This window comes from Actinophytocola algeriensis, assembly GCF_014203735.1.
Lineage (GTDB): Bacteria > Actinomycetota > Actinomycetes > Mycobacteriales > Pseudonocardiaceae > Actinophytocola > Actinophytocola algeriensis.
In genome coordinates this window covers 1,048,442-1,072,520 of record NZ_JACHJQ010000002.1, presented here as the reverse complement: position 1 = coordinate 1,072,520, position 24,079 = coordinate 1,048,442, and the positions used below count along the sequence as shown (strand labels likewise).

Annotated in this window: 23 protein-coding genes; 12 read left to right on the top strand and 11 right to left on the bottom strand. The window is 69.9% G+C overall.

Annotated features, from left to right (window positions below; translation table 11 throughout):
• The first annotated feature begins 19 nt into the window (after window positions 1–19).
• Window positions 20–1,078, top strand: coding sequence for a glycoside hydrolase family 43 protein (locus FHR82_RS11090; RefSeq protein ID WP_184810172.1), 1,059 nt, complete (start codon window positions 20–22; stop codon window positions 1,076–1,078).
• 11 nt (window positions 1,079–1,089) lie between these two features.
• On the top strand, window positions 1,090–2,541 hold the full coding sequence (locus FHR82_RS11085) for an RICIN domain-containing protein (protein WP_225943780.1): 1,452 nt from the start codon (window positions 1,090–1,092) through the stop codon (window positions 2,539–2,541).
• Window positions 2,542–2,553: 12 nt separating this feature from the next.
• Here FHR82_RS11085 and FHR82_RS11080 read toward each other — a convergent pair whose 3' ends face one another.
• Window positions 2,554–3,102: a molybdopterin-binding protein gene (locus tag FHR82_RS11080; RefSeq protein WP_184810170.1), complete on the bottom strand. Its 549-nt coding sequence runs from the start codon at window positions 3,100–3,102 to the stop codon at window positions 2,554–2,556.
• A 377-nt stretch (window positions 3,103–3,479) separates the two neighbouring features.
• Between FHR82_RS11080 and FHR82_RS11075 the strand changes: the two genes are divergently transcribed.
• The 3 genes from FHR82_RS11075 to FHR82_RS11065 are packed head-to-tail and all read left to right on the top strand — an operon-like array spanning window position 3,480 to window position 5,975.
• Complete coding sequence (locus tag FHR82_RS11075) at window positions 3,480–4,907, top strand: MFS transporter (protein WP_184810169.1); 1,428 nt, start codon at window positions 3,480–3,482, stop codon at window positions 4,905–4,907.
• 1 nt (window position 4,908) lies between these two features.
• Window positions 4,909–5,352, top strand: coding sequence for a hypothetical protein (locus FHR82_RS11070; RefSeq protein ID WP_184810168.1), 444 nt, complete (start codon window positions 4,909–4,911; stop codon window positions 5,350–5,352).
• A gap of 20 nt (window positions 5,353–5,372) precedes the next feature.
• Window positions 5,373–5,975, top strand: a complete 603-nt coding sequence (locus tag FHR82_RS11065; RefSeq protein ID WP_221463607.1) for a TetR/AcrR family transcriptional regulator — start codon at window positions 5,373–5,375, stop codon at window positions 5,973–5,975.
• Window positions 5,976–6,155: 180 nt separating this feature from the next.
• Here FHR82_RS11065 and FHR82_RS11060 read toward each other — a convergent pair whose 3' ends face one another.
• The gene (locus FHR82_RS11060; RefSeq protein ID WP_225943781.1) at window positions 6,156–6,356 is read right to left on the bottom strand and encodes an SCO4402 family protein; all 201 of its coding nucleotides are present in this window, start codon (window positions 6,354–6,356) and stop codon (window positions 6,156–6,158) included.
• A gap of 416 nt (window positions 6,357–6,772) precedes the next feature.
• Between FHR82_RS11060 and FHR82_RS11055 the strand changes: the two genes are divergently transcribed.
• Together FHR82_RS11055 and FHR82_RS11050 are read left to right on the top strand one after the other, a co-directional pair.
• Window positions 6,773–7,183: a PPOX class F420-dependent oxidoreductase gene (locus FHR82_RS11055; RefSeq protein WP_311771012.1), complete on the top strand. Its 411-nt coding sequence runs from the start codon at window positions 6,773–6,775 to the stop codon at window positions 7,181–7,183.
• 181 nt (window positions 7,184–7,364) lie between these two features.
• On the top strand, window positions 7,365–8,228 hold the full coding sequence (locus FHR82_RS11050) for an alpha/beta fold hydrolase (protein ID WP_184810166.1): 864 nt from the start codon (window positions 7,365–7,367) through the stop codon (window positions 8,226–8,228).
• Between the two features lie 103 nt (window positions 8,229–8,331).
• On the opposite strand, the gene FHR82_RS11045 is transcribed toward FHR82_RS11050, so the two are convergent.
• Window positions 8,332–9,471, bottom strand: a complete 1,140-nt coding sequence (locus FHR82_RS11045) for a hypothetical protein (protein WP_184810165.1) — start codon at window positions 9,469–9,471, stop codon at window positions 8,332–8,334.
• A gap of 27 nt (window positions 9,472–9,498) precedes the next feature.
• On the bottom strand, window positions 9,499–10,047 hold the full coding sequence (locus FHR82_RS11040) for a YbaB/EbfC family nucleoid-associated protein (protein ID WP_184810164.1): 549 nt from the start codon (window positions 10,045–10,047) through the stop codon (window positions 9,499–9,501).
• A 163-nt stretch (window positions 10,048–10,210) separates the two neighbouring features.
• Here FHR82_RS11040 and FHR82_RS11035 point away from each other — a divergent pair, with 163 nt between their 5' ends.
• Window positions 10,211–11,326, top strand: a complete 1,116-nt coding sequence (locus FHR82_RS11035; protein ID WP_184810163.1) for a hypothetical protein — start codon at window positions 10,211–10,213, stop codon at window positions 11,324–11,326.
• Here the strand turns inward: FHR82_RS11035 and FHR82_RS48265 are convergent.
• The 3 genes from FHR82_RS48265 to FHR82_RS11025 all read right to left on the bottom strand — a co-directional run bounded on the left by FHR82_RS48265 (window position 11,218) and on the right by FHR82_RS11025 (window position 14,174).
• Window positions 11,218–11,505 (bottom strand): poly(ethylene terephthalate) hydrolase family protein, encoded by a 288-nt coding sequence (locus FHR82_RS48265; protein WP_446471756.1) that lies wholly within the window; start codon window positions 11,503–11,505, stop codon window positions 11,218–11,220. The two genes, FHR82_RS11035 and FHR82_RS48265, sit on opposite strands and share 109 nt — an antisense overlap.
• 105 nt (window positions 11,506–11,610) lie before the next feature.
• The gene (locus FHR82_RS11030) at window positions 11,611–12,999 is read right to left on the bottom strand and encodes an endo-1,4-beta-xylanase (protein WP_225944187.1); all 1,389 of its coding nucleotides are present in this window, start codon (window positions 12,997–12,999) and stop codon (window positions 11,611–11,613) included.
• Between the two features lie 485 nt (window positions 13,000–13,484).
• Window positions 13,485–14,174, bottom strand: a complete 690-nt coding sequence (locus tag FHR82_RS11025; RefSeq protein ID WP_184810161.1) for a signal peptidase II — start codon at window positions 14,172–14,174, stop codon at window positions 13,485–13,487.
• 221 nt (window positions 14,175–14,395) lie between these two features.
• Here FHR82_RS11025 and FHR82_RS11020 point away from each other — a divergent pair, with 221 nt between their 5' ends.
• Genes FHR82_RS11020 through FHR82_RS11005 form a run of 4 tightly spaced genes read left to right on the top strand, consistent with a single transcriptional unit; the run spans window position 14,396 to window position 17,797 of the window.
• On the top strand, window positions 14,396–15,043 hold the full coding sequence (locus tag FHR82_RS11020) for an ABC transporter permease (protein WP_221463606.1): 648 nt from the start codon (window positions 14,396–14,398) through the stop codon (window positions 15,041–15,043).
• The gene (locus tag FHR82_RS11015) at window positions 15,036–16,037 is read left to right on the top strand and encodes an ABC transporter ATP-binding protein (protein WP_376706397.1); all 1,002 of its coding nucleotides are present in this window, start codon (window positions 15,036–15,038) and stop codon (window positions 16,035–16,037) included. The genes FHR82_RS11020 and FHR82_RS11015 overlap by 8 nt, the downstream gene beginning before the upstream one ends.
• Window positions 16,034–16,801, top strand: a complete 768-nt coding sequence (locus tag FHR82_RS11010; protein WP_184810160.1) for an ABC transporter permease — start codon at window positions 16,034–16,036, stop codon at window positions 16,799–16,801. The genes FHR82_RS11015 and FHR82_RS11010 overlap by 4 nt, the downstream gene beginning before the upstream one ends.
• A gap of 33 nt (window positions 16,802–16,834) precedes the next feature.
• Entirely contained in the window at window positions 16,835–17,797 is a 963-nt protein-coding gene (locus tag FHR82_RS11005) for a glycine betaine ABC transporter substrate-binding protein (RefSeq protein ID WP_184810159.1), read from the top strand.
• 74 nt (window positions 17,798–17,871) lie between these two features.
• Here FHR82_RS11005 and FHR82_RS11000 read toward each other — a convergent pair whose 3' ends face one another.
• From FHR82_RS11000 to FHR82_RS10980, 4 genes are all read right to left on the bottom strand, one after another.
• On the bottom strand, window positions 17,872–19,644 hold the full coding sequence (locus FHR82_RS11000; RefSeq protein WP_184810158.1) for a choline/carnitine O-acyltransferase: 1,773 nt from the start codon (window positions 19,642–19,644) through the stop codon (window positions 17,872–17,874).
• Complete coding sequence (locus FHR82_RS10995; protein WP_184810157.1) at window positions 19,641–20,456, bottom strand: class I SAM-dependent methyltransferase; 816 nt, start codon at window positions 20,454–20,456, stop codon at window positions 19,641–19,643. The genes FHR82_RS11000 and FHR82_RS10995 overlap by 4 nt, the downstream gene beginning before the upstream one ends.
• Window positions 20,457–20,471: 15 nt before the next feature.
• Window positions 20,472–21,335, bottom strand: coding sequence for a HalD/BesD family halogenase (locus FHR82_RS10990; RefSeq protein ID WP_184810156.1), 864 nt, complete (start codon window positions 21,333–21,335; stop codon window positions 20,472–20,474).
• Window positions 21,336–21,695: 360 nt separating this feature from the next.
• Window positions 21,696–23,987 carry a xanthine dehydrogenase family protein molybdopterin-binding subunit gene (locus tag FHR82_RS10980; protein ID WP_184810155.1) on the bottom strand — a complete coding sequence of 764 codons (2,292 nt, stop codon included), beginning with the start codon at window positions 23,985–23,987 and terminating at the stop codon, window positions 21,696–21,698.
• Window positions 23,988–24,079 lie beyond the last annotated feature (92 nt).

The following is a 24,079-nucleotide window of genomic DNA, read 5'->3' as shown; positions in this document are numbered from 1 at the left end:
AGCGCGGAGAGGACCCCCGATGTTGATGCGAAAGAACACGGCGCGGCGGCTGCGCACCCTTGCCGTCGCGGCCCTGCTCGCGTCCGGACTGGGCGTGGCCGTCCCCGTCTCGCAGGCACACGCGGCACCCGGCCCGTCGTTCACCAACCCGCTCGTCGGCACGCCCAACAGCGCGGACCCCTCGATCGTGTACAGCGGCGGCAACTGGTACTACGTGGCCACGACCTGGTCCTCGAGGATCATCATGCGCCGATCGTCCACAATGGCCGGTCTGAAGACCGCGGCGGAGCACACGGTGTTCACCCTGGCCCCCGGGCCCGGCTGCTGCACGATGTGGGCGCCGGACCTGCAGTGGATCAACAACCGGTGGTACCTGTACTTCTCGGCGGAGGCGTCGCCGGGCCAGGGGGAGCGCCGGACCGGTGTGCTGGAGAGTTCCGGTGCGGACCCGCTGGGCCCGTACACCTACCGGGGGATCCTCAACCTGGAGCCCGGCAACGGGTGGGCGATCGACGGCAGCGTGGTTCGGTTCAACGGCTATGCGAACCACTTCGTCTACTCGGCGTTCCGCGGTGGGGAACAGAGCCTGTTCATCGCCCCGATGTCGTCGCCGACCCAGGTATCGAGGAACGGGGTTCGGATCTCGTCCCCGACGCTGTCGTGGGAGCGACAGGGCGGGGCGGTCAACGAGGGCCCTTACGCCGTGTACAACGCCGGAAAGACCTTCCTGACGTACTCGGCGAGTTTCTGTGGAACCCCGGACTACAAGCTCGGCATGCTGACCTGGACCGGTGGCGACCCGATGTCGGCCGGCTCGTGGACGAAGAAGTCCGCGCCCATCTTCCAGCGCAGCGACGCCAACAGCGTCTACGGCCCGGGGCACGCCTCCTTCGTCAGGTCGCCCGACAACGCCGAAACCTGGGTCGTCTACCACGCGAACTCCGCCGCGGGCCAGGGCTGTGGCACCACCCGCACCACGCGAGCCCAGAAGATCAACTGGAACTCGGACGGCTCGCCCAACCTCGGCGTGCCGGTCCGCACCGGGATCTCGATCGCGGGCCCCTCCGGCGACTCGTGATGGGACAGTTCATGACACGCATTCGATTGTCGATCGCCTTTGTGGTGTCCGCGCTTACCGCGGTCGCGAGCCTCGTCGTCTCCGCGTCGCCTGCCCATGCGGCCACCAGCCAGTTCCGCGGCATGAACTGGGCCGTGCTGGGTGACAACTTCAGCACCGGCACGCTCGTCGTGCAGGGCCTGAGCCAGTCCGACAGCAACGCGACAGTACGAGCCAAGGCCAACGCCCTCTACGACGACATGGCCGCCACCATGGGGGTCAACACCGTCCGGCTGCCGATCAACACCCACACTGTGGCCAACACGACCTGGTGGAACGCCTACCGCGGCGCCATCGACGCCGCCACCGACCGTGGCTTCAAGGTCATCCTCGCCTACTGGGAGGACGGCGCCGCCGCCGGCGGCAGGATCACGAATCTCGCCGCGTGGAACACGATGTGGTCCAGCGTGACCAACACGTACGGCTCGAACGGCAACGTCTACTTCGAACCGATGAACGAGCCACACGGCTACACGTCGGCGGACTGGCGCAACGTCGCGGCGAACTGGCTCAGCTACCACACCTCCGCGGTGCCCGGCCGGGTCCTCATCGGCGGCACCGGCTACAGCCAGGACCTGCGGGACGTCTGCGACGACAGCCGCTTCAACTCGACGCTGCTGTCCTTCCACCACTACGCCTTCTTCTACAGCCCGATGACCTACGACGCCTTCCGAGCCCACATCCAGACACGGCTGGGCAACTGCGCCTCCCGCGCGGTCGCGACCGAGTTCGGCGCGCCGATGTCCACCGGCCTCGACTACGGCGACGCGAACAGCACCGACAACTTCGTGCGCCACATCCGCGCCATGGCCCAGGTCATGCGTGACGACCACATGGGAGGCACCTACTGGCCCGCCATCGGCGGCAAGCCCGGTGACATCGGCTACGACTGGTACTCGATGTACGCCCTGAGCGGCAGCGGCACCAACCTCAACCTGACCGTGCGCAACACCTCCGGTGCCGACCGGATCCGGTATGCCTGGGGCGACGGCTCCACGCCGCCCGCGACGGTCTACCGGATCGACGTGCGCCACAGCGGCAAGGCCATGGACGTCCAACAACCGAACACCGACAACGGTGCACGCGTCGGCCAGTACACGTACGGTGGCAACGCGTGGCAGCAGTGGGAGTTCCAGGACGCGGGCAGCGGTTACTGGCGTGTGATCAGCCGACACAGCGGAAAGTGCCTCGACGTGGTGAACGCCTCGACCGCCGACGGTGCCGAGCTCGTCCAGTACACCTGTGGCACCGGCACCAACCAGCAGTTCCAGATGGTCGCCAGCGGCGGCTACTTCCAGCTCCGGGCACGACACAGCGGCAAATGCGTGGACGTACCGTCCGCATCGACCGCGGACGGCGCGATCCTCATACAGTATCCGTGCAACACCGGCACCAACCAGCAGTGGTCGCGCACGGCCGTCTGACGGTCGTGTGGGTCACGTCAACGCGTACGCCCGGATGATGGTCTGGCGCTGGCTGTTGCCCTCCCGGTCGGTGATGTGCGACCGCAGCGACACGTACTCGGCGTCACGGGGGTGGTTGACCGTCGCCGTCGACGCGGTCACCCTGGCCCGTGTCCACGTCGTGCCGTCGTCGTAGGACACTTCCACGGTTGGCACGCCCACGGTGCCCGGGGTGTCGGCACCGTTGCGCTGGACGTAGATCGGGATGGTGAACCGTATCCCCGCGGGAGCGGTGTTGTCGTTGTCGAGGTCCGGCGCGAAACGCACGGCCAGCAACGGGATGGCGACCAGATCCGCGGTGTGTTCGGAGGTGAACGTCCATTCCGCGCTGATGTGGGTGGACAGCCCGGCGTCGGCGGGGTCGACCGTCGAACGCAGGGTGTACGCCGCCCGTTCCGGGCCGACCGTGAACTGGCCGCCACCGCCCACATCGGACTCGCCGATCACCGTGCCGTCGCGCAGGAGTTGTGTGCTGCCCGCGAGGTCGTAGCCGACCCGGCCGGGGTCCTGGTCGGTCCGCATCGGCACGGAGAACGCGATCTGGTCGGACCGGAACGGGTCGGGCCACCGGGCGGCCGTGTCTCGCCGTGTTGGTGAATCGAGGTCGGTACCGCCGGGCCGAACACGCCGACGCCCCAGCGCATCGTCGTTCTCGACCCGGGCGGGAAGAACATCGGCACGATCTGGCGGCTGCTCGTCACCGGCCAGTCCGAGCCGTCCGCGAGCAGCTCGACGAACTCCTCGTTGTACGACCACTCCTTGTCGGGGGTGAAGCCCCGGCGATCAACGCCTCGGCCGTTGGCCGGGTCCGTCCGTCTCGGCTGGCGGGGGGCCATTTGACACCCCATACCCCTTAGGCGTATTAATTTGGACAACAGTGTCCAAGTTAAGGGGAGATCATGAGTCACGGGCATGCCGTCCCGGCTGAAGTGGCCGCGCCACCGGACTCGCGCAGGTGGACCGCGCTGGTGCTGCTGTGCCTCGCGCAGCTGATGCTGATCGTGGACATCACGGTCGTGCAGGTGGCGCTGCCCACCATCGGCGACGAACTCGGCCTCGGCCGCGAAGCGTTGACCTGGGTGGTGACCGCCTACACGCTGGTGTTCGGCGGGCTGATGGTGTTCGGCGGACGGCTCGCCGACACCTTCGGCGCGCGCCGCACGCTGCTCGCCGGGCTGGCGCTGTTCACTGTCGCGTCGCTGGTGTGCGGGCTCGCCGCGAGCGGCGGCACGCTCATCGCGGGCCGTGCGGTCCAGGGGGTCGGCGCGGCGCTGATGTCCCCGTCCGCGCTGTCGATCATCACGACCTCCTTCCACGGCGCCGAACGCAACCGGGCGCTCGGGGTGTGGGCGGCGATCGGCGGCACCGGCGCAGCGCTCGGCGTGCTCGTCTCCGGCCTGCTGACCGCGGGGCCAGGATGGGAATGGGTGTTCTTCGTCAACGTTCCCATCGGCATCCTGGTCGCGATCGCCGCGCCCGCCGTGGTCCGGGCCGACCCGGCGCGGGAGGAGCGGCAGCGGGTCGACGTCCCGGGCGCGCTCGTGGTCACGTTCGCCACCGGCCTCCTGATCTACGGCCTGGTCAACGCCGGTGACGGCGGCTGGGGCGCGGTGGGCACGCTGGTGCCGGTGGCCGCGGCGGTGCTCGGCTACGGCGTGTTCGTGGTGGTCGAGTCGCGGGTCAGGGCGCCGCTGATGCGGCCTGCGACGATGGCCCGCCGCCCGGTGGTGTCGGGCACGTTCCTCATGCTGGTCGCCACCGGCCTGTTGCTCGGGCTGTTCTTCCTGACCTCGCTGTACTTCCAGCACGTGCGCGGGTTCAGTGCCTGGAAGACCGGGCTGCTGTTCCTGCCGGTCGCGATCGCCATCACCGTCGGCGCACAGCTCGCAGCCCACCTGATCGGCAGGATCGGCGGCCGGCCGATCGCGGTCGCGAGCTTCCTGCTCACCGCCCTGGGCGCTGTCCTGCTCAGCGGGCTCTCCGCCGACGGCGACGTCTACACCGAGGTACTGCCCGGCTTCCTGCTCGCCGCGCTCGGCATCGGGCCCGTGTTCGTCACCGCCACCACCACGACCCTGGCCAACGTCCCACCCGACGAGGCCGGGGTGGCGTCGGGCGTCGTCAACACCTTCCACGAACTGGGCGGCAGCATCGGCGTCGCCGTGGTGTCCACTGTGGCCGCGGCCGGCATCGCGTCCACATCGGACATCGCCGGGTTCGCCGACGCGTACCTGGTGTGCGGGATCACCGCCGGGGTGGCCGCCCTCGTCGCCATCGCCCTGGTGCCAGGCGGCCGCCCCCGCGCCGTCACGGGCCACGGACACTGACGTGCGCCGACTTCTCGAACCCGCGCTCGCGGCCGCCGCCGCGCTGACCGCAGCCCGCGCGACCCGCAGGATGGCCGCCGACTACTGGGACACCGAGACGCTCACACCCAGGACGGTGGCGTTGGTGTACAGCGCAGGCCTCGCGAACGCCGGTGCCTACGTCCTGGCCGTCCGGCACCGGAGCTGGCCGCTGCCACTGCCCACGCGCACAGCCGCGCTCGGCGGCGCAGCGGTCGCGGCTGCCCTGGTCACCAGGGGTCGCCACACCCGCAACCCGCGAACCGTCGGCCTCGTCGCCGCCCTCACCGGCATCGGCATCACCGCTCGATCCGGACTCGCATGCACCATCGCGGTGGCGGTATGGGCAGCCGTGCGCCAGCCGATGCCCGCTGACGAACGGCACCTCGCGAGAATGCTCGGCAACCAGCACTCGCGTCAGCTGTGAAGGATCACGGGAGGGACGTCGTGTCCAGTGTGGAACCCCGGCGCCGCGCCGACGCCGAACGCAACATCGCCGCCATCATCAGAGTGGCGAGCGACCTGTTCGGCCGCGGCCAGTCACCGTCGATGGCCGAGGTCGCCGGCGCCGCCGGGGTCCGCAGGGCCACCCTGTACGGGCACTTCCCGTCCCGCGAGGAGCTGATCGACGCCGTCATCACCCACGCGATCACGCACACCGACGAGACACTGACCGCCCTGGCACTCGACCGCGACCCGGCCGATGTCGCACTCGAGCGTCTCGTGCGCACGTCGTGGCCGATCCTGGACCGCTTCCGCCGCCTGCGCACGGCCGCGCTGGCCGAACTCGGCTCCGAACGCCTCCGCCGCCACCACGACCGAACCCTGCACCACGTCGACCAGCTGATCCGCCGGGGCCAGGACGACGGCCTGTTCCGCACCGACCTGCCACTCGACTGGCTCGTGACCACCTTCTACGCGGTGCTGCACGCCGCCGCCGACGAAGCCGACGCCGGCCGCATCAGCCCATCGGCCGCACCGGACCTGCTCACCAGGACCGTGCTCTCGCTGCTGACCCTGCGGCGCGACGACCTGCCGGAGGACACATGAGAGACAGTCGTCGGCTGCGGCCGAACCGGCGGCTTGGCGCGGTGCACGCCCCGCGGGCGCGGACCGGCACCGGAGATCGCCCTACCGTGTCCAGACGGCCCCGCACCAGACCGGCGGCGCCGAGGAGCAGCTCATGCCACAATGCGGATGCTGGTTCGCATACCTTGACGTGAAGGGTCTTCAGCGCGTCCGACCGGCGAGCGCATCCGCGGCGAGGCGGCGAACGTCGGGCCAGCTCTGGTCGCCATACCAGGCCGCGTCTGTTGCCGCCGCCCCTTGGCGAGCCGAGACGGCGACGACAGCGGTCACCACCGCGCGTATCGCATCAGCTTCGGCCTCGTCGTGGAGGACCGTCCCGATCGACTCGATCGGATCACGCACATCCCACGCGGTGTGTCATCCACAAGCCGGTGAACAGCGTCGGTGAGGTTCGGCCACCTCATGTCCCACCCAGCACCGTCCAGGCCCGGGACGTCCGCCGCCAGCAATTCGAGCGCGTGGAGAACGTCCTGACGCCGACCGGGGTAAGCGACCTCCATGCCCACATGGTGACAGGCGTCGCCCCAGTCACGTGAACAGCTTTTCGAGAGGCGTGTACATGTGCTCGCCTCGTTCCTGCGGCACCTGGCCGACCGCCGCGGCCGGCTGCCGTCGCGTGATTCAGGTCATGCCTCGCCCGGTCAGCGCTCCCTCCTGGCCCTGCGCGGGGTCTCCACCAAGGAACCCGGCCGGTCCGACACGCGGCAGGCCGGGACCGCCTACCGCGCCCTGAAATGCCCGACCTTTGGAGGAGACCCGTGACCGTCACGCTGCCCGCGGTGGCCCGCGACATGATCGACGAGCCGCACACCGCGATCCTCGCGACCACGAACGCCGACGGACGGCCACAGTCCTCGGTGATCTTCGTGAAGCGCGACGGCGACGAGGTGGTGTTCAGCACGATCAGGGGACGGCTGAAGACCCGCAACATGGAGCGCGATCCCCGCGTGAGCCTGCTCGTGCTGGCGCACACGGCCGCGTACGTGGAGATCCGCGGGACGGTGACGATCACCGACGATCCCGACAAGGTGCTCCTGCACGAGATGTACGACCGGTACATGGACGGCGCCGAACCGCCGCCGGAGCCCGAGGCCGCGCGGGTGGCGGTGCGCGTCGTCGCGGACAAGGTCTACCTCTGGCCGCCCGTACCCGTCGCCGAGCAGAGCTGACACATCGTCGAGTCGACGAACGACTCGGTCGTCGTGCGCGGCGACCTGGTCGTCTTCGGCCATGGCCAGTGCTTGTGGACAGTGAGGTGCGCACCGCTGTGCGAGCAGCGGGTGCCGAGGCCGCGGCGAGGGTTCGCGCGTAGCGTGTGCCGCGGTCACGCGGCTGTCCTGGAGGTTGGCCATGCACTCGGCGCATTCGACGGTCCACTCGTTCCGCACGCCTGGCGGTGTCACGCTCGGGGTCGAGCACTTCGGCGATGCGACGGCGCCCCTCGTGCTGCTCGCGGGCGGCACGACCATGCTCTCCTGGCCCGACGCGCTCTGCGCGACGCTCGCTCGCGGCGGACGTCACGTCGTGCGCTACGACCTGCGCGACTCCGGCACGTCGACGACCGTCGACCCCGAGGCGCCCGCGTACACGCTGCGCGACCTCGCCGCCGACGCCGCCGCACTCGCCCACGGACTCGACGACCGGCCCGCGCACCTGGCGGGCATCGGCATCGGCGGGATGGTCGCCCAGGTCGCCGCACTCGACCACCCGGACGCGTTCTCCGCCCTCACCCTCGCCGGAACCCGTCCGGTCGCACCGGGCCCGGTCGACGACGACCTGCCCGACCACGACGCGGCGACGATGGGCAGGCGGTTCGCGCTCCCGGCGCCCGACTGGTCCGATCGCACCGCCGTGGCGGAGTACGCCGCGGCGGGCGCGGAGATCCTCGGCGACGACCCCGCCGCGGCACGCGCGCGGGCCGAGCGCGTCTTCGACCGCACGCCGAGCACGGCGCCCTCGGTCAGGATGGCCAACCAGCTGGGCCTGGTGTTCGCCAAGCTCGACTGCACGCCACGCTGGCGTGAGCGCCTGCCAGAGCTCGCGATACCGACGCTCGTGCTGCACGGTCGCCACGACAGGTTCTTCCCCGTCGGCAACGGCGAAGCGCTCGCCCGCGAGATCCCTGGCGCGCGGCTGCTCGTGCTCGAACACGCCGCGACCGCGATCCCCGACACGGCCGCCGACGAGGTCGCCGCGGCGATGCTCGCGGTGTAGCCGGTCGCTGATCACACCTGTCCGGGCGTCGAGCCAGGTTGGTGGCCGTCGGTGGCGACCGCGAACGAGACCACGGCCCGAGCGAGGAACGCCGCTGTTGTTGTCACACGCCGTTCAGTTTGGGGATGATCGCCGAGACGGTTTTGTACGCCTCGACGACGAGCCTGATCGCGTGCGTGAACTGGTCCGCGGCGACGACCAGGAACGAGACGACGCCCTTGAGGGTCCTGAGGGTGAAGCGCACGTACTCCAGTTCCTGCAGCGGTGGCCGGTATCCGATCCGGCTCGCCGCCGCACTCGCCAGCATGCCGACCGCCTGCGCGGTGATGTCGCGGGCGAGGGTGCGGACCATGTTGACCATCTCGCCTGCCGTGCCGACGAGGACGCTCACTGCCTGGGCGAGGGTGGCGGTCCCCTTCAACCCGTCGAGGATCGGCGAGGCGAAGTTGTCCCGGTACGACTCGCCCGCGTCGCCGTTCCAGTTGCCCGTACCGAACTTGACCGCGGCGGTGTAGTGCCCGGCAAGGCGGCGGAGTTCCTTGGCGATCTCCCGCCACGTCTCGGCGGCCCCTTTGACCATGTCCGGGTTGCCCGCCAGGCCGTCGAGGATGAGTTTGAACGGCTTGATGTGTTCCATGGCCCAGCCCGCGAGACCCGCGCCGAGGGTTGCGATGGGGTCCCCGACCGCCCCGGCCGCGCCGGCGCTGATGGAGGCGACGTGTCCGGCCATGGTGGCGTAGTTCCGTTTGGACTCCTTCTCGATCTCGAGCCACATGTCCCAGACGTCACCGACCACGCCGCTGCCCTTGGCCCAGTTGTCGTGGTTCATGTTGGTGAACGGGCCGCCGTCGACCGGGTTGTAGTTCTTCCAGTCCCACCTGGTGCCGCTCTTGATGAAGTCGTTGGGTGCGTTCGACGGCAGTTCGGCGCCGATCGCACGCAGCTCCCGCACCGTCATCTTGTCGGAGTGGACATAGGTGCCGACGGCCTCGATGAGCTGCTGCGTCGCGTCGTCCACTGAGGTGGAGAGCTTCGCTATCGTGTCCTCGGCGTAGTTCTGCACGCCGGTCACCGCCGCCCCGAACGGCTGGCAGTACAAGCCGAACGCCATGTTGATCCCGCCGGGGCTGGCGGCCTTCGCGGCGCCGCGGAGGTAGTCGAACGGGTGCTGCATCTGCGCCACCGCGCGGGCGTGCGCGTACAGCTCGTCCGGCCTGATCGTGAAGTCCTTCGGCGGTGCCATCGGTGCCCTTCTCGTGGTGTGCGCGGCTCAGGACAGGACCGACCGGCCTGCCCAGTCGCCCGGGTCGTCGTCGGGTCGCCGGCGCACCGGGCGGCGCGCCGTCATCCGTGGCCCCTGGGGGCCGTCGTCCGCGATGCCGCCGATGTCCAGGTACCGCGGCCCGGAGGCGTCCGCTGCCTGCTCTGGCCGCGGCGCCGGGAACGCCTTGCGCGCGTTGGCCACCAGCTCGTCGGTGAGTGGGTCCCCGGGCGCGACGGCCAGCAACGTTTCCGCCACGCGGTCGGCCACCCCGGCCTGCGCGGTCTGCGCGCACCGCAGGAAGACGGCGGCGAGCTGGTGCGGTGGCATGGCGCGCACCAGCTCGGTGCAACGCACCCCCAGGACGTTGCCATCCGCGCCGACCGCCACCTCCACGGCTCCATCCGGGGAACGCTCGGTGACGGTGATGGCGTCGATCCGCCGGTTGGCCTCGCCGAACACCTCGCTCCGGCGGGTGGCGAGCTCGACGGCGTCGTCGAGCTCACGCCGCCGCGCGTCGGCGTCCATGCCGGCGAACACACCACGGTCGTTGCTCATGGTCGCAGGACGGTAGCCGCACGTTGTTGCCGGCCGCGTCCACCGCGCGGTGACAAACCCTTGCGGTAGCCCGGCGGCGGCGTACAACCACCGCGGTACGGGTGGTGGCACCTGGCTACGTAACCGGGTTGCGTGGCGGTGTGGAGTAGGGGACGCTCACGCGGTGTCTGACCGGTTGCTCGTCAATTTCGTGTACTGCCAGCAGATCGGCCACGTGGTGGAGGCCTTGCACTATGCGAACGGCTACCACGCCGCCGATCCGTCGCGCCGGATATCGGTGACGCTCATCGAGAACACCGCCACCGAGCTGACCCGGTACGCGGACTTCGTCGAGGAGACGTACCCGGTCCCGGTGGACATCTTCGACGGCGCGGCGGACCACTCGGCGGCGCTCGCCGGTGTGCCGTCCACCTGGGACGCGGTGGTGTCGGACTTCCGGGGTGCCGATCCGGCACAGCGCGCGATCTTCCCGGGGCTGGCCTCGTGGTTCGACGCGAGCACCGCGCACTTCTCCGGGCAGAAGGGGTTCGCCGGCTTCCGGAAGCCGGTCCCGTACTCGCCAGGCGAGCACTGGCGCCTCGCGGTGCAGCCGGACCACACGCGGTTCGCGGGGGAGGGGCCGAGGATCGCGATCCTGCCGGCAGGCAGCGCCCCTCGGTCCTTCTACCCGTCGGTCGCGTCGTGGGAACTCGTCCTCGACGCGCTCGCGCTACGGTTCCCGGCCGCGACGTTCTGCCTGGTGGGCAAGCTCCGCGCGGACGCACGGACCTCGACGTCGGTCACCCGCGCCGAGCTGGACCGGATGCTGGCGGTGACACCGAACGCGATCGACCTCGTGGACGAGCCGCTGACGGCACAGCTGGCCGCGGTCGCCGCGTGCGACGTGCTGGTCTCGCCGCACTCCGGGTTCGGCATGATCGCGCTCGCGGCCGGCACCCCGTGGCTGACGATCGGCGGCAACCGCTGGCCGGAGTACTTCTTCAACGGTGTCCCGTTCCACACGGTCATCCCGGATGTCAGCCGCTTCCCCTGCTACACACTGATGACGGCCGATCCGCCGGTGGTCGACGACGACGGCGAACGGTCGCCGAGCATGAGCCGCACCCGGCTGGAGGCGGACCTGGACGAGATCGTCGAGAGCACGGCCGCCCTGGTGGCCGGCCGCGTGGACTACGCGACCGCGCTGAAGGACCACGCGACCCGCATGCTCCCGATCGTCGGCGGCGACCCGGCGCACCTGTGGTCCATCGACAACGTCCTCGCCGAGTCCCTGGCCTGAAAGCGACGAGCGCCCTCGGCGTCGGCGGTGTCTCGCCGCCGGGCGGCACGTACGGGCACTTGCGTGAGGTAGTCCAGCGCGGCCGGCAGCTGGGTGCCGCGGGCGGTGTCGAAGTCGGTGAGGCCGTTGGTCTCCACCCCGATCACGACGAACCCGAACGACGCCAGCCACGGCCCCATCCAGGCTTCCTCGTCGGCGAACCCCGATGGCTCGCCACATGCCGGTCACATCCATGGTCGGTCGGTCAGGGGAGCGCGGGCCTCGGATCGAGGCCCGCGCCGCGCTCATCTGGTGCTGCCACCGTCTGGCTCGAGACCGGTCCACCGCTGGTTCGCACCCGCCGTACACGAGTACAGCTGGATCCGCGTGCCGTTGGCCGTGCCCGCGCCGACGGCGTCGAGGCACAGCCCCGACTGGGCGTTGGTGATGGTGCCGTTCGCGTTGAGGTTCCACTGCTGGTTCGAGTCACCGTCGCAGTCCCAGATGACCACCGCGGTGCCGTTGGTCGTGCCCCGCCCGCTCGCGCCGAGGCACTTGCTGCCGTAGACGGTCAGCTGCTTGCTCGCCGTGTAGGTCCACTGCTGGTTGGACTGGCCGTGGCAGTCCCACAGCTGTACCTGTGTCCCGTTGCTGGTGGTCGCGTTCGGCACGTCCACGCAGCGGTCCGCCCCGACCGAGCGCAGCTCGCCGGAACCGGCAGGCGGATCGGGGTCGGGGTCGGGGTCGGCACTGTTGAGGACGTCCAGCACGGAGTTGTAGGCGGCCTTCTTGTTGCCGTTGTTGTCGAACAGCAGCGGGTTCTCGCCCTGCCGCCACGAGTCGCTGTCCCGGATGCCCCACACCGTGATCCCCGTGCACCGGGGCACGGCGAGGCAGGAGCGGGTGACGCTCGCGTACACGGCCGCCTGGTTCGACCCGGAGATGTCCAGCTCGGTGATCTGCACGTCGACGCCGAGGGCGGCGAAGCGCTGCAGGTTGGCCTGGTAGTCGCCAGGGACGGAGTTGCTCAGGTGGGACTGGAACCCGACGCAGTCGATCGGCACACCGCGGTTCTTGAAGTCGGCGACCATGTTGTAGATGCCGGTGCTCTTCGCGTTGATGCCGTCGGTGTTGTAGTCGTTGTAGCAGAGCTTCGCGGTCGGGTCGGCGGAGCGCGCGGCGCGGAACGCGGCCTCGATCCAGTCGTTGCCGGTGCGCTGCAGGTTCGAGTCGCGCCGGGCGCCGCTGTTGCCGTCGGCGAACGCCTCGTTCACCACGTCCCACGAGTGGATCTGACCGCGGTAGTGCGTGGCGACCTGGGTGACGTGGTTCATCATCGCCGAACGCAGATCACTGCCGGACAGGCCCTGCGCCCAACCCGGCTGCTGCTGGTGCCACAACAGGGCGTGCCCGCGCAAGGCCGCCCCCTGGCTGCGAGCCTGACTGGCGATCCGGTCCCCGTTGCCGTAGTTGAAGGAGTTGCGGGACGGCTCGGTCGCGTCCCACTTCATCTCGTTCTCCGCCGTGATGCTGTTGAACTCACGCCGCAGGATCGTGGAGTACGTGCTGTCGCCCAGCTTGCCTGCCGCGACCGCCGTCCCGAAGTAGCGGCCCGACTGCGCGGCCGCGGCCCCCAGCGTCGACGCCGCCGCCTGCGCGGTGCCCGCGAACACCGACACCAGCCCCGCGACCATCAACCCGACCGCGAGGCACACCACCGCCGCGATCGGGGTTCTCGGATTGTTTCGAAACATCGCGCATTCCCTTCGACATCATTGTCCACAGGGTCGACAACACGGCGGCAGGTATCGCGTCATCGCGCGCTCGCCAAGTGGTGCCCTCCGTGCCGAAGGTAGCGAGCCGGTCGCCGCGAAGTCAATGTTCCCGCGCATTTCATTGTGAGCGCTAATGCAGGGTGGTATCGCCCGGTGGTCGTCGCCGATCATTCACGCAACGATCTCTACCTGGGATTATGCGGCTCGCTCGACATGAACCCGACTCGCTCGCGACTCACTCCGTCTCGTCTTTGTGAGCGCGCTCATGATGAAGAACGACGTGCGTGGAAACGATGTGTCGTTCGCTGGCCGAGCCGAAAGTTTCGCATTCGGATCGCCAAGGGAGTGTCATTCCGAAACTTTCACGAGTGCGCCCCGGAATCGGTTCGCGCACGGTGGCGCCGCTATCGGATGATGGTGGGTACCGAGGTCGGAGCCGGCGTGGTCACCCCGCCGTAGTTGACCGCGCCGAACCCGACGACAACGACCAGGCACACGGCAGAGGCGATCCCCGACAGCCATGCCTGACGCCGCCGGTGCCCTGTCGACGGGGGAGGGGACGCCGTCGCGGACCGGTTGGTGGTCCAGGCGCGCGCGGTCAGCGCGAGCATGAACAGCAGCGTCCCGACGACGATGAACACGTCCGCCACGTTGTAGCGGATCGAGCCGAGTGGAATGAAGTCGACCGCCCCGCGCACACTGCCCGGGGCGGTCAGGTGGTGCAGTCCCAGCCGGTCCAGCAGGTTGCTGATCCAGCCACCCACCATCAGGGCGCCGGGAACGACGACGAGTGCGGGCAGCCGGCGGCGGAGCAGGATGATCACAGCGGCGGTCAGCACGCCGAAGTCCACCAGGTCGAGCAGCGCACCGGTGACCGGGTCGGCGTACCACCGGCTGACCGTGTCCCCGACGAAGACGTTGCCGCCGTAGTTGATCTTCGCGAGAGGGGAGTGCCGCCAGGCCCACCCTTTGGTGAGCTGGTCCACCGCGATGACCGCGGCCAGCAGGGCGAGGACCGTGGGTTGACGTCCCAGCCGGGTTCGCCGGGCAACCGGGGCAGGGGATGCGATGACAGTCGTCGAGTCGTGGCTCATGAGCGCGCTCCTGACGGTTGCTGTCAGTGTGTGAGAAATCGCCCAGGGTGAGCAACTCGGTGGTTGCCGACATCTCCTGCCGACGTTCGCGTGCCGGTGTCCGCGACCTTCTCGGACGCGCGCGGGAGCTGTTCGTGCTGGCGGGGGAGCCGTCGGTAATCACGCCTGCTCGGTGGCTCGCTGATAGTGTTCGATCACCTGCGCGATGTGAGGAGGCGGTGGTGACCTTTGCGGAGTACGTGCGCGAGAACTGGATCACGATCGTCAACGACACGATCCTGCACTTCGACGTGACACTGGGCGCGGTCGCGATCGCGGTGGTCATCGGTGTGGGACTCGGCATGCTCACCTACCGGCACTCGACGCTCGCGGCTCTGGCCACGACCACCACCGGCGCCTTCCTGACCATCCCGTCGGTCGCGCTGCTCGGCGTGCTCATCGCACCGTTCGGTCTTGGCGTGCTGCCGGTGCTCGTGGCGCTGGTGGTCTACGCGTTGCTGCCGATCACCAGGAACACGATCGTGGGCCTGCAGGAGGTGGACCCGGCCGTCGTGGAGGCGGGGCGCGGCATGGGCCTCAGCAGGACCCGGGTGCTCTGGGACCTCCGGCTCCCGCTGGCCTGGCCGGTGATCTTCGCCGGGGTCCGGGTCTCCACGCAGATCATCATCGGGATCGCGGCCATCGGCGCCTGGGTGCAGGGCCCCGGACTGGGCAACCAGATCTTCAACGGGCTCGGCCGGTTCGGCGGCGCCAACTCACTCAACCAGGTGCTCACCGGCACACTCGGCATCGTCGTGCTCGCTCTCCTGTTCGACCTGGCCCTGGCCGGCGTCGCCAGGTTGACGACCTCACGGGGGCTACGTGCCTGAATCCATCACCGGCCGCCCCGGCGAGACCATCGAGCTCACCGACGTCACGAAGCGCTATCCCGGTCAGGCGGAGCCCGCCGTCGAAGCGGTGTCGATGGTGATTCCCGCCGGCGAGGTCGTCGTCCTGGTCGGACCGTCGGGCTGCGGCAAGACCACGACCATGAAGATGATCAACCGGCTGATCGAGCCGACCTCGGGCACGATCACGATCGGCGGCACCGACGTGCTCACGCTCGATCCCGACCAGCACCGGCGCGACATCGGCTACGTCATCCAGCAGATCGGCCTGTTCCCGCACAAGCGGATCGAGGACAACATCGGCCTGCTGCCGAAGCGGCTGGGCTGGAGCCGCTCCCGGGTCCGGGCCAGGGTCGCCGAGCTGCTGGAACTGGTCGGCCTGCCCGCGGACTACGCGCGGCGCTACCCCCGTGAGCTCTCCGGCGGTCAGCAGCAGCGGGTCGGTGTCGCCAGGGCGCTCGCGGCGGATCCGCCGGTGATGCTCATGGACGAGCCGTTCGGCGCGACCGACCCGATCACCAGGGACCACCTGCAGAACGAGTTCCTGCGCCTCCAACGCGAGGTCCGCAAGACCATCGTGTTCGTCACCCACGACTTCGACGAGGCGCTCAAGATGGGTGACCGGATCGCCGTGCTCCGGCCGCGGTCGGTGATCGCCCAGTACGACACGCCGGAGGCGATCCTGGCCGCCCCCGCCGACGACTACGTCGCCAGTTTCATCGGCGCCGGGGGACAGCTGAAGAAGCTGGCATTGCTGCGGCTGCGCGACGTCGAGCTGGCACCGGCACCGCGCGTCGGGGGACTGCCGCGCATCGTGGTCGATGCGACGGTGCGCGACGCGCTCGACCTGATGCTCGGCGAGGGCAGCGACGTCGTACTGGTCACCGGCGACTTCGGCGACGACGCCGAGGTGCTCGGCTCGCTGCACCTGCAGACGGTGATGGGTGCGGCCGCGGGTAAAGCCGGGAACCCATGACGGCACCGGTCACGGCGCAGCGCCCGGCCAGGGCGGCGCGTGGAACGGGCCGGGCGGGTCTGCTGGTGCGGCCCGCGCTGATCGGGGCCGGCCTGCTGGTGTTGTGGTGGTGGGCGGGGAGCCAGCAGCTCGACTCGATCGAGGCGCGGAACGTCAACGGCGAGGTGATCGGGTCCCAGGTGCTCGAGCACGTCGAGCTGACGTTGATCTGTACCGCGCTCACCATCGCCATCGCGATTCCGCTCGGCATCGCGGTCTCGCTCTCGCGCAGCCGGGCCGGGCGGCTGGTGGTGCTGAGCCTGGGAAATCTCGGGCAGGCCATCCCGTCCATCGGTCTGATCGTCCTGCTCGCCCTCGTGATCAGCATCGGTGTCGGCACCGCGGTGATCGCGCTGGTCGCCTACGCCGTGCTGCCGGTGCTCCGCAACACGATGGTCGGCATCGAGGGCGTCGACCCGGTGCTCACCGAGGCCGCTCGCGGGATGGGGCTGTCGCGGCTCGCGGTGCTGTTCACGGTCGAACTGCCGCTCGCCGTGCCGGTCATCCTCGCCGGTGTTCGCACCGCCCTGGTGCTGACCGTCGCGAGCGCACCCCTGGCCGCGCTCATCGACGGCGGCGGGCTCGGGGAGGGCCTGTTCACCGGACTCACCCTGAACCGGCCGGTCATCAGCGTCACCTTCGGGGTGCTGGTGGCCGCGCTCGCCCTGCTCGCCGACTGGCTCGGCCTGCTGGCCGAGACGTCCTTGCGACCCAAGGGAATCTGACCCGCAAGCTCCACGATTCGAGGAGGAACTCCCATGCGCGGCCTTTCCACAGTCGCCGCCCTCGTCAGCCTCGCGGTGCTGGCCGCAGGCTGCACGATCGAGGACGAGCCCACCAAAGCCGAGGCAGGCGCAGGCTCCATCGAGAAGATCGACGCGCTCGACGGAGTCACGATCACGGTCGGGTCGAAGGAGTTCGACGAACAGCTGGTGCTCGGCCAGATCGCGATCCTCACCCTGCAGGCCGCCGGCGCCGATCCGGTGGACCAGACGAACATCACCGGGACGGACGCCGTGCGTCAGTCGCTCGTCACCGGTCAGATCGACCTGTACTGGGAGTACACCGGCACCGCCTGGGTCTCCTTCCTGAAGCAGACCGAACGGGTGACCGATCCGGAGCAGTTGTTCGACAAGGTCAAGACGCTCGACGCCGAGAACGACGTCACCTGGTGGGCGCGTGCTCCCGGCAACGACACCTACGCCATCGCCGCCAACCGCGCGGCGGCCGAGGAGCACGGCGTCACGACGATCTCGGACTACGCGGAGCTGGCGAAGTCCAACCCGGAGGCGGCATCGACGTGCATGGGCCCGGAGTTCAACAGCCGTGACGACGGGCTCCCCGGCCTGACCGCCATGTATGGCTTCACGCTGCCCGACGCGCAGCGGCACGAGGTCAACGACGCCGTCGTCTACACCGAGGTCGGTTCGGGAAAGACCTGCGACTTCGGCTCGGTGGCGTCCACCGACGGCCGGATCCCCGCGCAGGACCTGATCGTGCTGGAGGACGACAAGTCGTTCTTCCCGATCTACAACCCGGCGATCACGATCCGCACCGAACTCGCGACGAAGTACCCCGGCCTCGAGGACGTCTTCACCCCGATCGCCGAGGCACTCGACGACAAGACGCTGCTCGCGCTGAACGAACAGGTCAGCGTCGAGGGCGCCGCGCCGGAGAAGGTCGCGGCCGACTGGCTGCGGGACAAGGGCTTCATCGGCTGAGCGCGATCATGTCCGGAAAGACGCTTTCAGGACGTTGAGTGTCCCGAAAGCGTCTTTCAGGGCACGCACCCGGGTCAGGCCGCTTCGAGCAGCTCCCGGAGTTCGCGCATCGCGGTGGTCAGCTCCCTGGCGAAGGTGTGCATCTGGTCTGCCACGTGGCGCGGCGTGCTCAGGTAGATGTTCAGGGAGTCGGCCAGCAGCACGTACGCCACCCCGATGCACTGCGGGCTGGTCGATCCGAACCCGAAGTACTGGATGTTCGCCGACGGTGCCGAGCTGGTGCTGAGGAAGTCGTCGCGCATGACGAGCCAGCCTGGGCTGCGGTAGAGCGCGTGCGGCTCGGTGTCACCGGCGATCCGTTGCAGTTCCCACAGGTGTTGCTCGGGTGCCGCGCCTGCCTGGCACTCCTTCGCGCGGGCGACGTGTTTCGCGGCCGCGGCCCGGAAGGCGGTCCGGCGGGCGGCCGGATCGCCTGACAGGTCCATTGTGGACACGAAGTCCAGCACCTCGGGGGTGACGACGCGCATCGCCTCGGTGCGGCCGTGCCGGAACTGGCGGGTGGCGATGGACTCGTAGGTGGCGCCGGTGAGTCCCTTGGCCCGCCGGTGGGCGAGCTGGTAAGCCATCTGTACGAACGCGTCCGGCGACATGCCGAGCTGTTTCGCGGTGTTCGCACCGAAGTCCGGAAAGGACAGTGTGGTCGTCGCCGTGGCGGCCGCGTACGCGGCGAACGACTCGGCGGCCGCGCGGGCCTTCGCGCGCAGCACGTCGTCGAGGGTGAACTCGATGGGCGTGGCCGGGGGGAGACCGTGCGCGGCAGGCCGGGCGGACGGTGTCGTGTCGAACAGGGTGTCCACGTAGGCGAGGACGGTTGTCCCGTCCAGACCACAGTGCTCGAGGTTGATCCCCGCGCTGCCGTCGGCGAACACGATCAGGGAGAGGGACTTGTCGAACCACCTGTTCCCGCTGTTGCCGTGGAGCAACTGGTCACATGCCTGCTCGGTGTTCCCGGGGGTGTTCTCGTCGAGGCACAGGCAGAACAGCGCGGTCTCGATCTCCTCGAGTGCCTCGGCGTTGCCCGCTTCGCGCAGGGATTCCCTGGTGGTCGCCCACTCCGCGCGCGCCATCGTGGTCAGATGGCCGACGGCGGTCGACGGGTCGTCCACCGTCGCGTCCGACTTGATGATCGCGCGCAGGGCGTCGGCGATGTCGTCGCGCCCGTAGGGCCTGCCGTCCTCGGCGAGCACCGCCAGCCGGAACATGGTGCTCCGGTGGAACACCACGATGTGCCGGGCCGTCGAGGGACCCGGCGCGTCCGCGCTGTACGGTGCGCGGACGGTGTCCTGTTCGGCGCCGGGGATCCGGGTGGTGGAGAACAGGAATCGCTGCTGTGCCATGGACAGCGGCTGTCCGCGCAGGGTGACCGGCGGGATCTCCTCGTCGTCGAGCCGCAGCTTGTAGTCCACGGTTCCTGCGACGAGCCCGGCCGCCCGCTCCACCTGTTCCTCGTGCTCGTCTTCGGAGTCGTGAAACAGGAAGAAGAAGTTGGCGTTGAGCGCGATCCGGTCGCGGCGACCGAGGTAGCGGTAGGCCCAGAAGTCGTCCAGCCAGCTGTGCACTCCCGGCTGTTCGTCGTACCGCTCCAGGGCCGCCTGCAGCGCGTGGGCCGGGCTGTCCTCCGCCAGGAACGCCGCCACCGCCGCTTCGGTCTCCTCCCGTTGGGGGTCCGTGAGCAACGGTGCCGACCACTCGAGGAATCGCTCGCAGCTCTCGGCGAGGCTGGGTACCGGCACCCGGGGAAGGTGCGCCTCGTTGCCGAACGTACTTTCGCTGATCGTCACGGTCATCCTCGGGTTTCGGTGCGTTCGATAGTTTCCATGGGCCGGGAAAGGTAGAGCTGTGCGCAGAGCCAGCCCTCGGTCTCCAGGTCGTGCGGTTCGGCCCCGGTGGCGCCGACCGCGTCCAGGATCTGTGCCTGCTCCTGCTCGGAGACGAACCGGCGCTGCTTGAACAGGCCCTCGACGCCGACCGTCTCGTAGCCGAGGTCGGCGAGGCTTTTCGCGATCGGCTCGTAGGAGAACATGCGCAGCACGAAGTGCGCCATCACGGGCCTGCGCCCACCGGGAAGGTCCGCGACGCGGGCGATGGTCCGTTCGGTGACGTAGCCGACGCAGCCGGTCGAGACCACCAGGTCCGCCTCTGCCAGCAGGGCGCTCTGCTGCTCGGTCGGCACGTCCCGTTCGAGGTCCGCGTGGATCGCCACGTCGATGAAACCGGCCGCGCGGGCGTACTCCAACGCCGGTGCCGAGGTGTCCAGCCCGATGAACCGGACGCCGCCGACCTGATCGTGTGCGACCCGCGCCCGGTCGCCTGCGATCAGCTCGGCGCGGTCCATCCCGGCCGCCTCCGCGTTCGCGTAGTGCTCGTAGAGCTCGTCCATCGTCGTGTCGAAACGGTACAGCGCGGCGTTGACGCCATAGGAGCAGCCGACATCCAGCACGGTCGGCTGCTGACACCCCGCGATCAGCTCCGCGAAGTACGGCTTGGCCAGCTGCGGCAGTTGGTAGTCGAACTCGCGCAGGGCGGCGAAGTAGGGGCGGGGATCCGGTTCGGTGTAGACGTGTTCGAAGGAAACCTTGCCAGTCGTATCGAAGTGCACGCTTCAGTTCCCCCGCTAGTCGAGCAGATGGTCGCCTCGGACGGTCTGGCCTCTCGTGTGCTCGGGTCTCACCCGGCCGAAGAGCTGCCTGGTCCGTTCCGCGCTGCCGATCACGCCGGGTCGGTCGCTGTAGGCGAAGATCGCCGTGTGCCGGGCAACGGCGCCGCGCACGGTGCTGACCCGGTGCAGCGAGAACCGGCCGCGGAACAGCTGCAGGTCGCCAGGGCGTAGCTCGAGCTGGCGGACGAGGTGGTCGCCGCGGCCGGCGAGCACGGCGTCGACGTCATCGAAGTTCTCCGCGTCGGCGGAGCGGATGTTCGGGCAGTACTCGAACACGCCGCCGTCGTCGGCGGGCTGGGTCAGCATGCTGACGGTGAACTCGTTGGTGTCGAAGTGCCACGGGTGGGCGCGACCCGGTGCGATCACGTTGAGGGTCAGGCCGGACAGCGGATCGGCGAGCTCGTGCAGCTCGTGCAGTGCGAAGCAGTCGGCGACGAAGCGCTGGAACACCGGGCTGGTGTAGAGCTGATGGATGACCGTGGTCGCCGGGATGTGGTCGCGAGCGACGAAGGCGTTCCCGCGTTCCATGACCCGGCGAGCCGGATGGCCGTCCGGTAGCGGCGTGTCGACGGCGATGTTGTACGCGTTGACGCGCTCGACCTCGCTGTGCGCCAGCGGGGCGATCCGCGCGCATTCCTCCCGCAGCGCCGTGAGCAGCTGCGGCCTGACGAACTCGGGAAGCACGCTGCAGCCGACCGCCGCCAGTTCGGCACGCGTGCTGTCGACGACGGCCCGCCAGCCCGGCCCGCCCGGCTCGGACAGGGGGTAGCGGTCGGTGTTGACCACCCGGCCTGCCGACACCGCTCCCGACGTGCTCATGGGGCTCCCTCCCGACGGGCTACCACAACCGATCGTGGCACACCGTGATCGGCCGCTGCCCGTGACACGGCCCACATCGGCTGCGACCTGTCGCGCCCGGACGACGTACGCGCCGCCGCGGCCACCGTGCGCGACCTGCTCGCCGCGGGCACCGTACGGCCGCTGCACGCGCTGATCGCCATCGCAGGCGCCATGTCGGCCGACACCCGGCGGGCCTCGGCCGACGGCTAGGAGATGACGTTCGCCGTCAGCCACCTCGCCCACGCCCAGCTCGTCGACAGCCCGCTCGGCTCGTTCACCGCCCCGGCGCGGGTCGTGCTGCTCGGCTCGTGAGTGTGCAGCGCGCCGAAGTCGCGTTCCTCATCGGTTCCGGTCGGTCAACGTGCGGTGGAGGAATCGCGGTGTGAGCGGTGTGGCGGTGATCCGATCGGCGATCTCCGGCAGGGCGGCGGCGATCGCGTTGCCCACGGCGGCGGGTGAGCTGATGGTGCCGGACTCGCCGACGCCCTTCGTCCCGCCTGGTGTCACCGGGGACGGTGTCTGGTGGTGGACGATGTCGATGTTCGGCGCTTCCACAGCGGTGGGCAGGTCGTAGAAGGCGGAGGGCTGGCCGTCCGGGGAGTAGCTGACCTGTTCGTACAGCGCCATGCCGATGCCCTGCACGACTCCGCCGCGGAGCTGCCCGTCGACGATCGCCGGGTTGACCAGGACGCCGGAGTCGTTGACGACCCAGTACCCCTCGATCTCGACCGCACCGGTCAACGGGTCGACCGCCACGGCCGCGGCGTGAGCGCCAGAGGAGTACAGGTAGGCGGGCGGGTCGTAGGTGGCCTGCTCGTCGAGGCCGGGCCGCACCCCGTCCGGGAGGTCCCAGCCGCGCCACGCGGAGGTCGCGAGGTCGGCGAGAGCGACCTCGGCGCCCGGCACACCGTGGACCCGAACGGTTCCGTCCGCGATCTCCAGGTCGCCGGGCGCGACCTCGAGGCGGTGCGCGGCGATCGTGAACAGCTTGTCACGCAAGGCGGTCGCCGCGTGGATGACCGCCCCGCCCCCGACCGCGAGGGACCGGCTCGCTATCGAGCCGATGGGCGAGTACGGCGTCACCGCGGTGTCGCCCAGCACGACCCGCACGTGGTCCAGCGGGACGCCCAGTTCGTCGGCGGCCACCTGCGCGAGCGTGGTCTCGATGCCCTGCCCCATGCCGGTCAGTCCGGTGTGGACGGTGACGGAGGCGTCCGGTTCCATGCGCACGACCGCGTTCTCGAAGCCGCCCGCCAGGTAACCTTCGGCCTTCATGACCATGGAAGGCCCCACGCCGGTCATCTCGACGTGGCAGGAGAACCCGATGCCGCGCCTGCGCCCGTCCTCGACGTGCCCGCTCCGCACCTGGTCGCGTAGCGTCCGCAGGCCTGCGGCGTAGTCACCGGAGTCGTACTCCTGTCCCATGCCCGTACTGACCGGGCGCTCGTGCGCGTCGAGCATGTTGCGCAGTCGCAGGTCGACCGGGTCCACGCCGAGCCTGCGGGCGGCCTCGTCGATGAGCCGTTCACGCGTCCAGGTGACCTCCGGCTGACCGAAACCCCGGTACGACCCGGTCGGGGTGGTCGTCGTGACCACCCCACGCACGCGCGCGCCCACCGTGTCGAACCGGTACGGGCCGGGTGACATCACCGCCGACACCACGAGCGGGCCGGCACCGGCGTTCGACGCGTGGGCGCCGAGATCACCGATGATGTCGCAGTGGAGCGCGACGAACCGGCCGTCCGCGTCCAGCGCGAGGCGTCCGCGATGGGTCGCGTCGCGCGCGTGCAGCGTGGCGGCCAGGTGGTCGCCGGGTGCCTCACTCCAGCGGACGGGCCCGCGCAGCCGGACCGCGGCCAGGCAGATCAACACCTCATCCGGGTAGACGTGTTCCTTGGCCCCGAACCCGCCACCGACGTCACAGCCGAGGACGCGCACCGCGTTGACCGGAAGACCCAGCGCCACGGCCAGATGGTCACGCACGAAGTGCGGCGCCTGGGTCCCCGTTCGAACAGTCAGCGTCTCGCCGTCGTAGTCGGCCACCACGCCACGCGGCTCGATCGGCCGCGGCGCGACCCGCGCGAGCCGGAACGTCATTTCCACGACATGCTCGGCGACCGTCGTGGCCGCCTCCGCGTCACCCAGCGGGAAGTCGGTGCCCACGTTGGTCTCCCACTCGGGGTAGAGCAGGGCGGCGCCCGGTGCCATCGCCGTCTCCAGCCCCACCACCGCGGGCAACGGCTCGATGTCGACGTCGACCAGGGCAGCGGCGTCGTGCGCGGCCTCCGCGGTCTCGGCCACCACCACCGCGATCGGCTGTCCGACGTAGCGCACGGTGTCGGCCAGCACCGGGTAGTGGGTCGGCCGGTCCGGCCCCAGACCGCCGCACGGCAGCTCCATTCCACGCGCGTCCTCGACCGTGATCACGTCCACGACCCCGGCCGCGGCGCGCGCTTTCTCGACATCGCAACCGCGTACGCGACCGTGGGGAACCTCGCTGCGAAGCACCACCGCGTGCGCCGAGCCCGGCAACCGCACGCCGTCGACGAACCGCCCCCGGCCGGTGATGAGCCGGGCATCCTCCCGCCTCGGAGCCGCCGATCCGACGTGCCTGCGCTTCTCTGCTGACATCAGCCATCCACCCCCATGTCGCAACGTCCGGTTCACCGGCCGCACAGCGAGTCCGTGCCTGCGTGATCTTGGGCGTGCGGCCGGATCGGCAT

Coding starts and splice junctions, on each gene's coding strand:
- FHR82_RS11080 (WP_184810170.1), bottom strand. CDS start 3,102: ATGCGGACCGACCAGGACCCCGGCCGGGTCGGCTACGACCTCGCGGGC.
- FHR82_RS11090 (WP_184810172.1), top strand. CDS start 20: ATGTTGATGCGAAAGAACACGGCGCGGCGGCTGCGCACCCTTGCCGTC.
- FHR82_RS11045 (WP_184810165.1), bottom strand. CDS start 9,471: ATGGCACCGCCGAAGGACTTCACGATCAGGCCGGACGAGCTGTACGCG.
- FHR82_RS11085 (WP_225943780.1), top strand. CDS start 1,090: ATGACACGCATTCGATTGTCGATCGCCTTTGTGGTGTCCGCGCTTACC.
- FHR82_RS11040 (WP_184810164.1), bottom strand. CDS start 10,047: ATGAGCAACGACCGTGGTGTGTTCGCCGGCATGGACGCCGACGCGCGG.
- FHR82_RS10980 (WP_184810155.1), bottom strand. CDS start 23,987: ATGTCAGCAGAGAAGCGCAGGCACGTCGGATCGGCGGCTCCGAGGCGG.
- FHR82_RS11030 (WP_225944187.1), bottom strand. CDS start 12,999: ATGGTCGCGGGGCTGGTGTCGGTGTTCGCGGGCACCGCGCAGGCGGCG.
- FHR82_RS11075 (WP_184810169.1), top strand. CDS start 3,480: ATGAGTCACGGGCATGCCGTCCCGGCTGAAGTGGCCGCGCCACCGGAC.
- FHR82_RS11010 (WP_184810160.1), top strand. CDS start 16,034: ATGACGGCACCGGTCACGGCGCAGCGCCCGGCCAGGGCGGCGCGTGGA.
- FHR82_RS11000 (WP_184810158.1), bottom strand. CDS start 19,644: ATGACCGTGACGATCAGCGAAAGTACGTTCGGCAACGAGGCGCACCTT.
- FHR82_RS48265 (WP_446471756.1), bottom strand. CDS start 11,505: ATGGGGCCGTGGCTGGCGTCGTTCGGGTTCGTCGTGATCGGGGTGGAG.
- FHR82_RS11050 (WP_184810166.1), top strand. CDS start 7,365: ATGCACTCGGCGCATTCGACGGTCCACTCGTTCCGCACGCCTGGCGGT.
- FHR82_RS10990 (WP_184810156.1), bottom strand. CDS start 21,335: ATGAGCACGTCGGGAGCGGTGTCGGCAGGCCGGGTGGTCAACACCGAC.
- FHR82_RS11005 (WP_184810159.1), top strand. CDS start 16,835: ATGCGCGGCCTTTCCACAGTCGCCGCCCTCGTCAGCCTCGCGGTGCTG.
- FHR82_RS11025 (WP_184810161.1), bottom strand. CDS start 14,174: ATGAGCCACGACTCGACGACTGTCATCGCATCCCCTGCCCCGGTTGCC.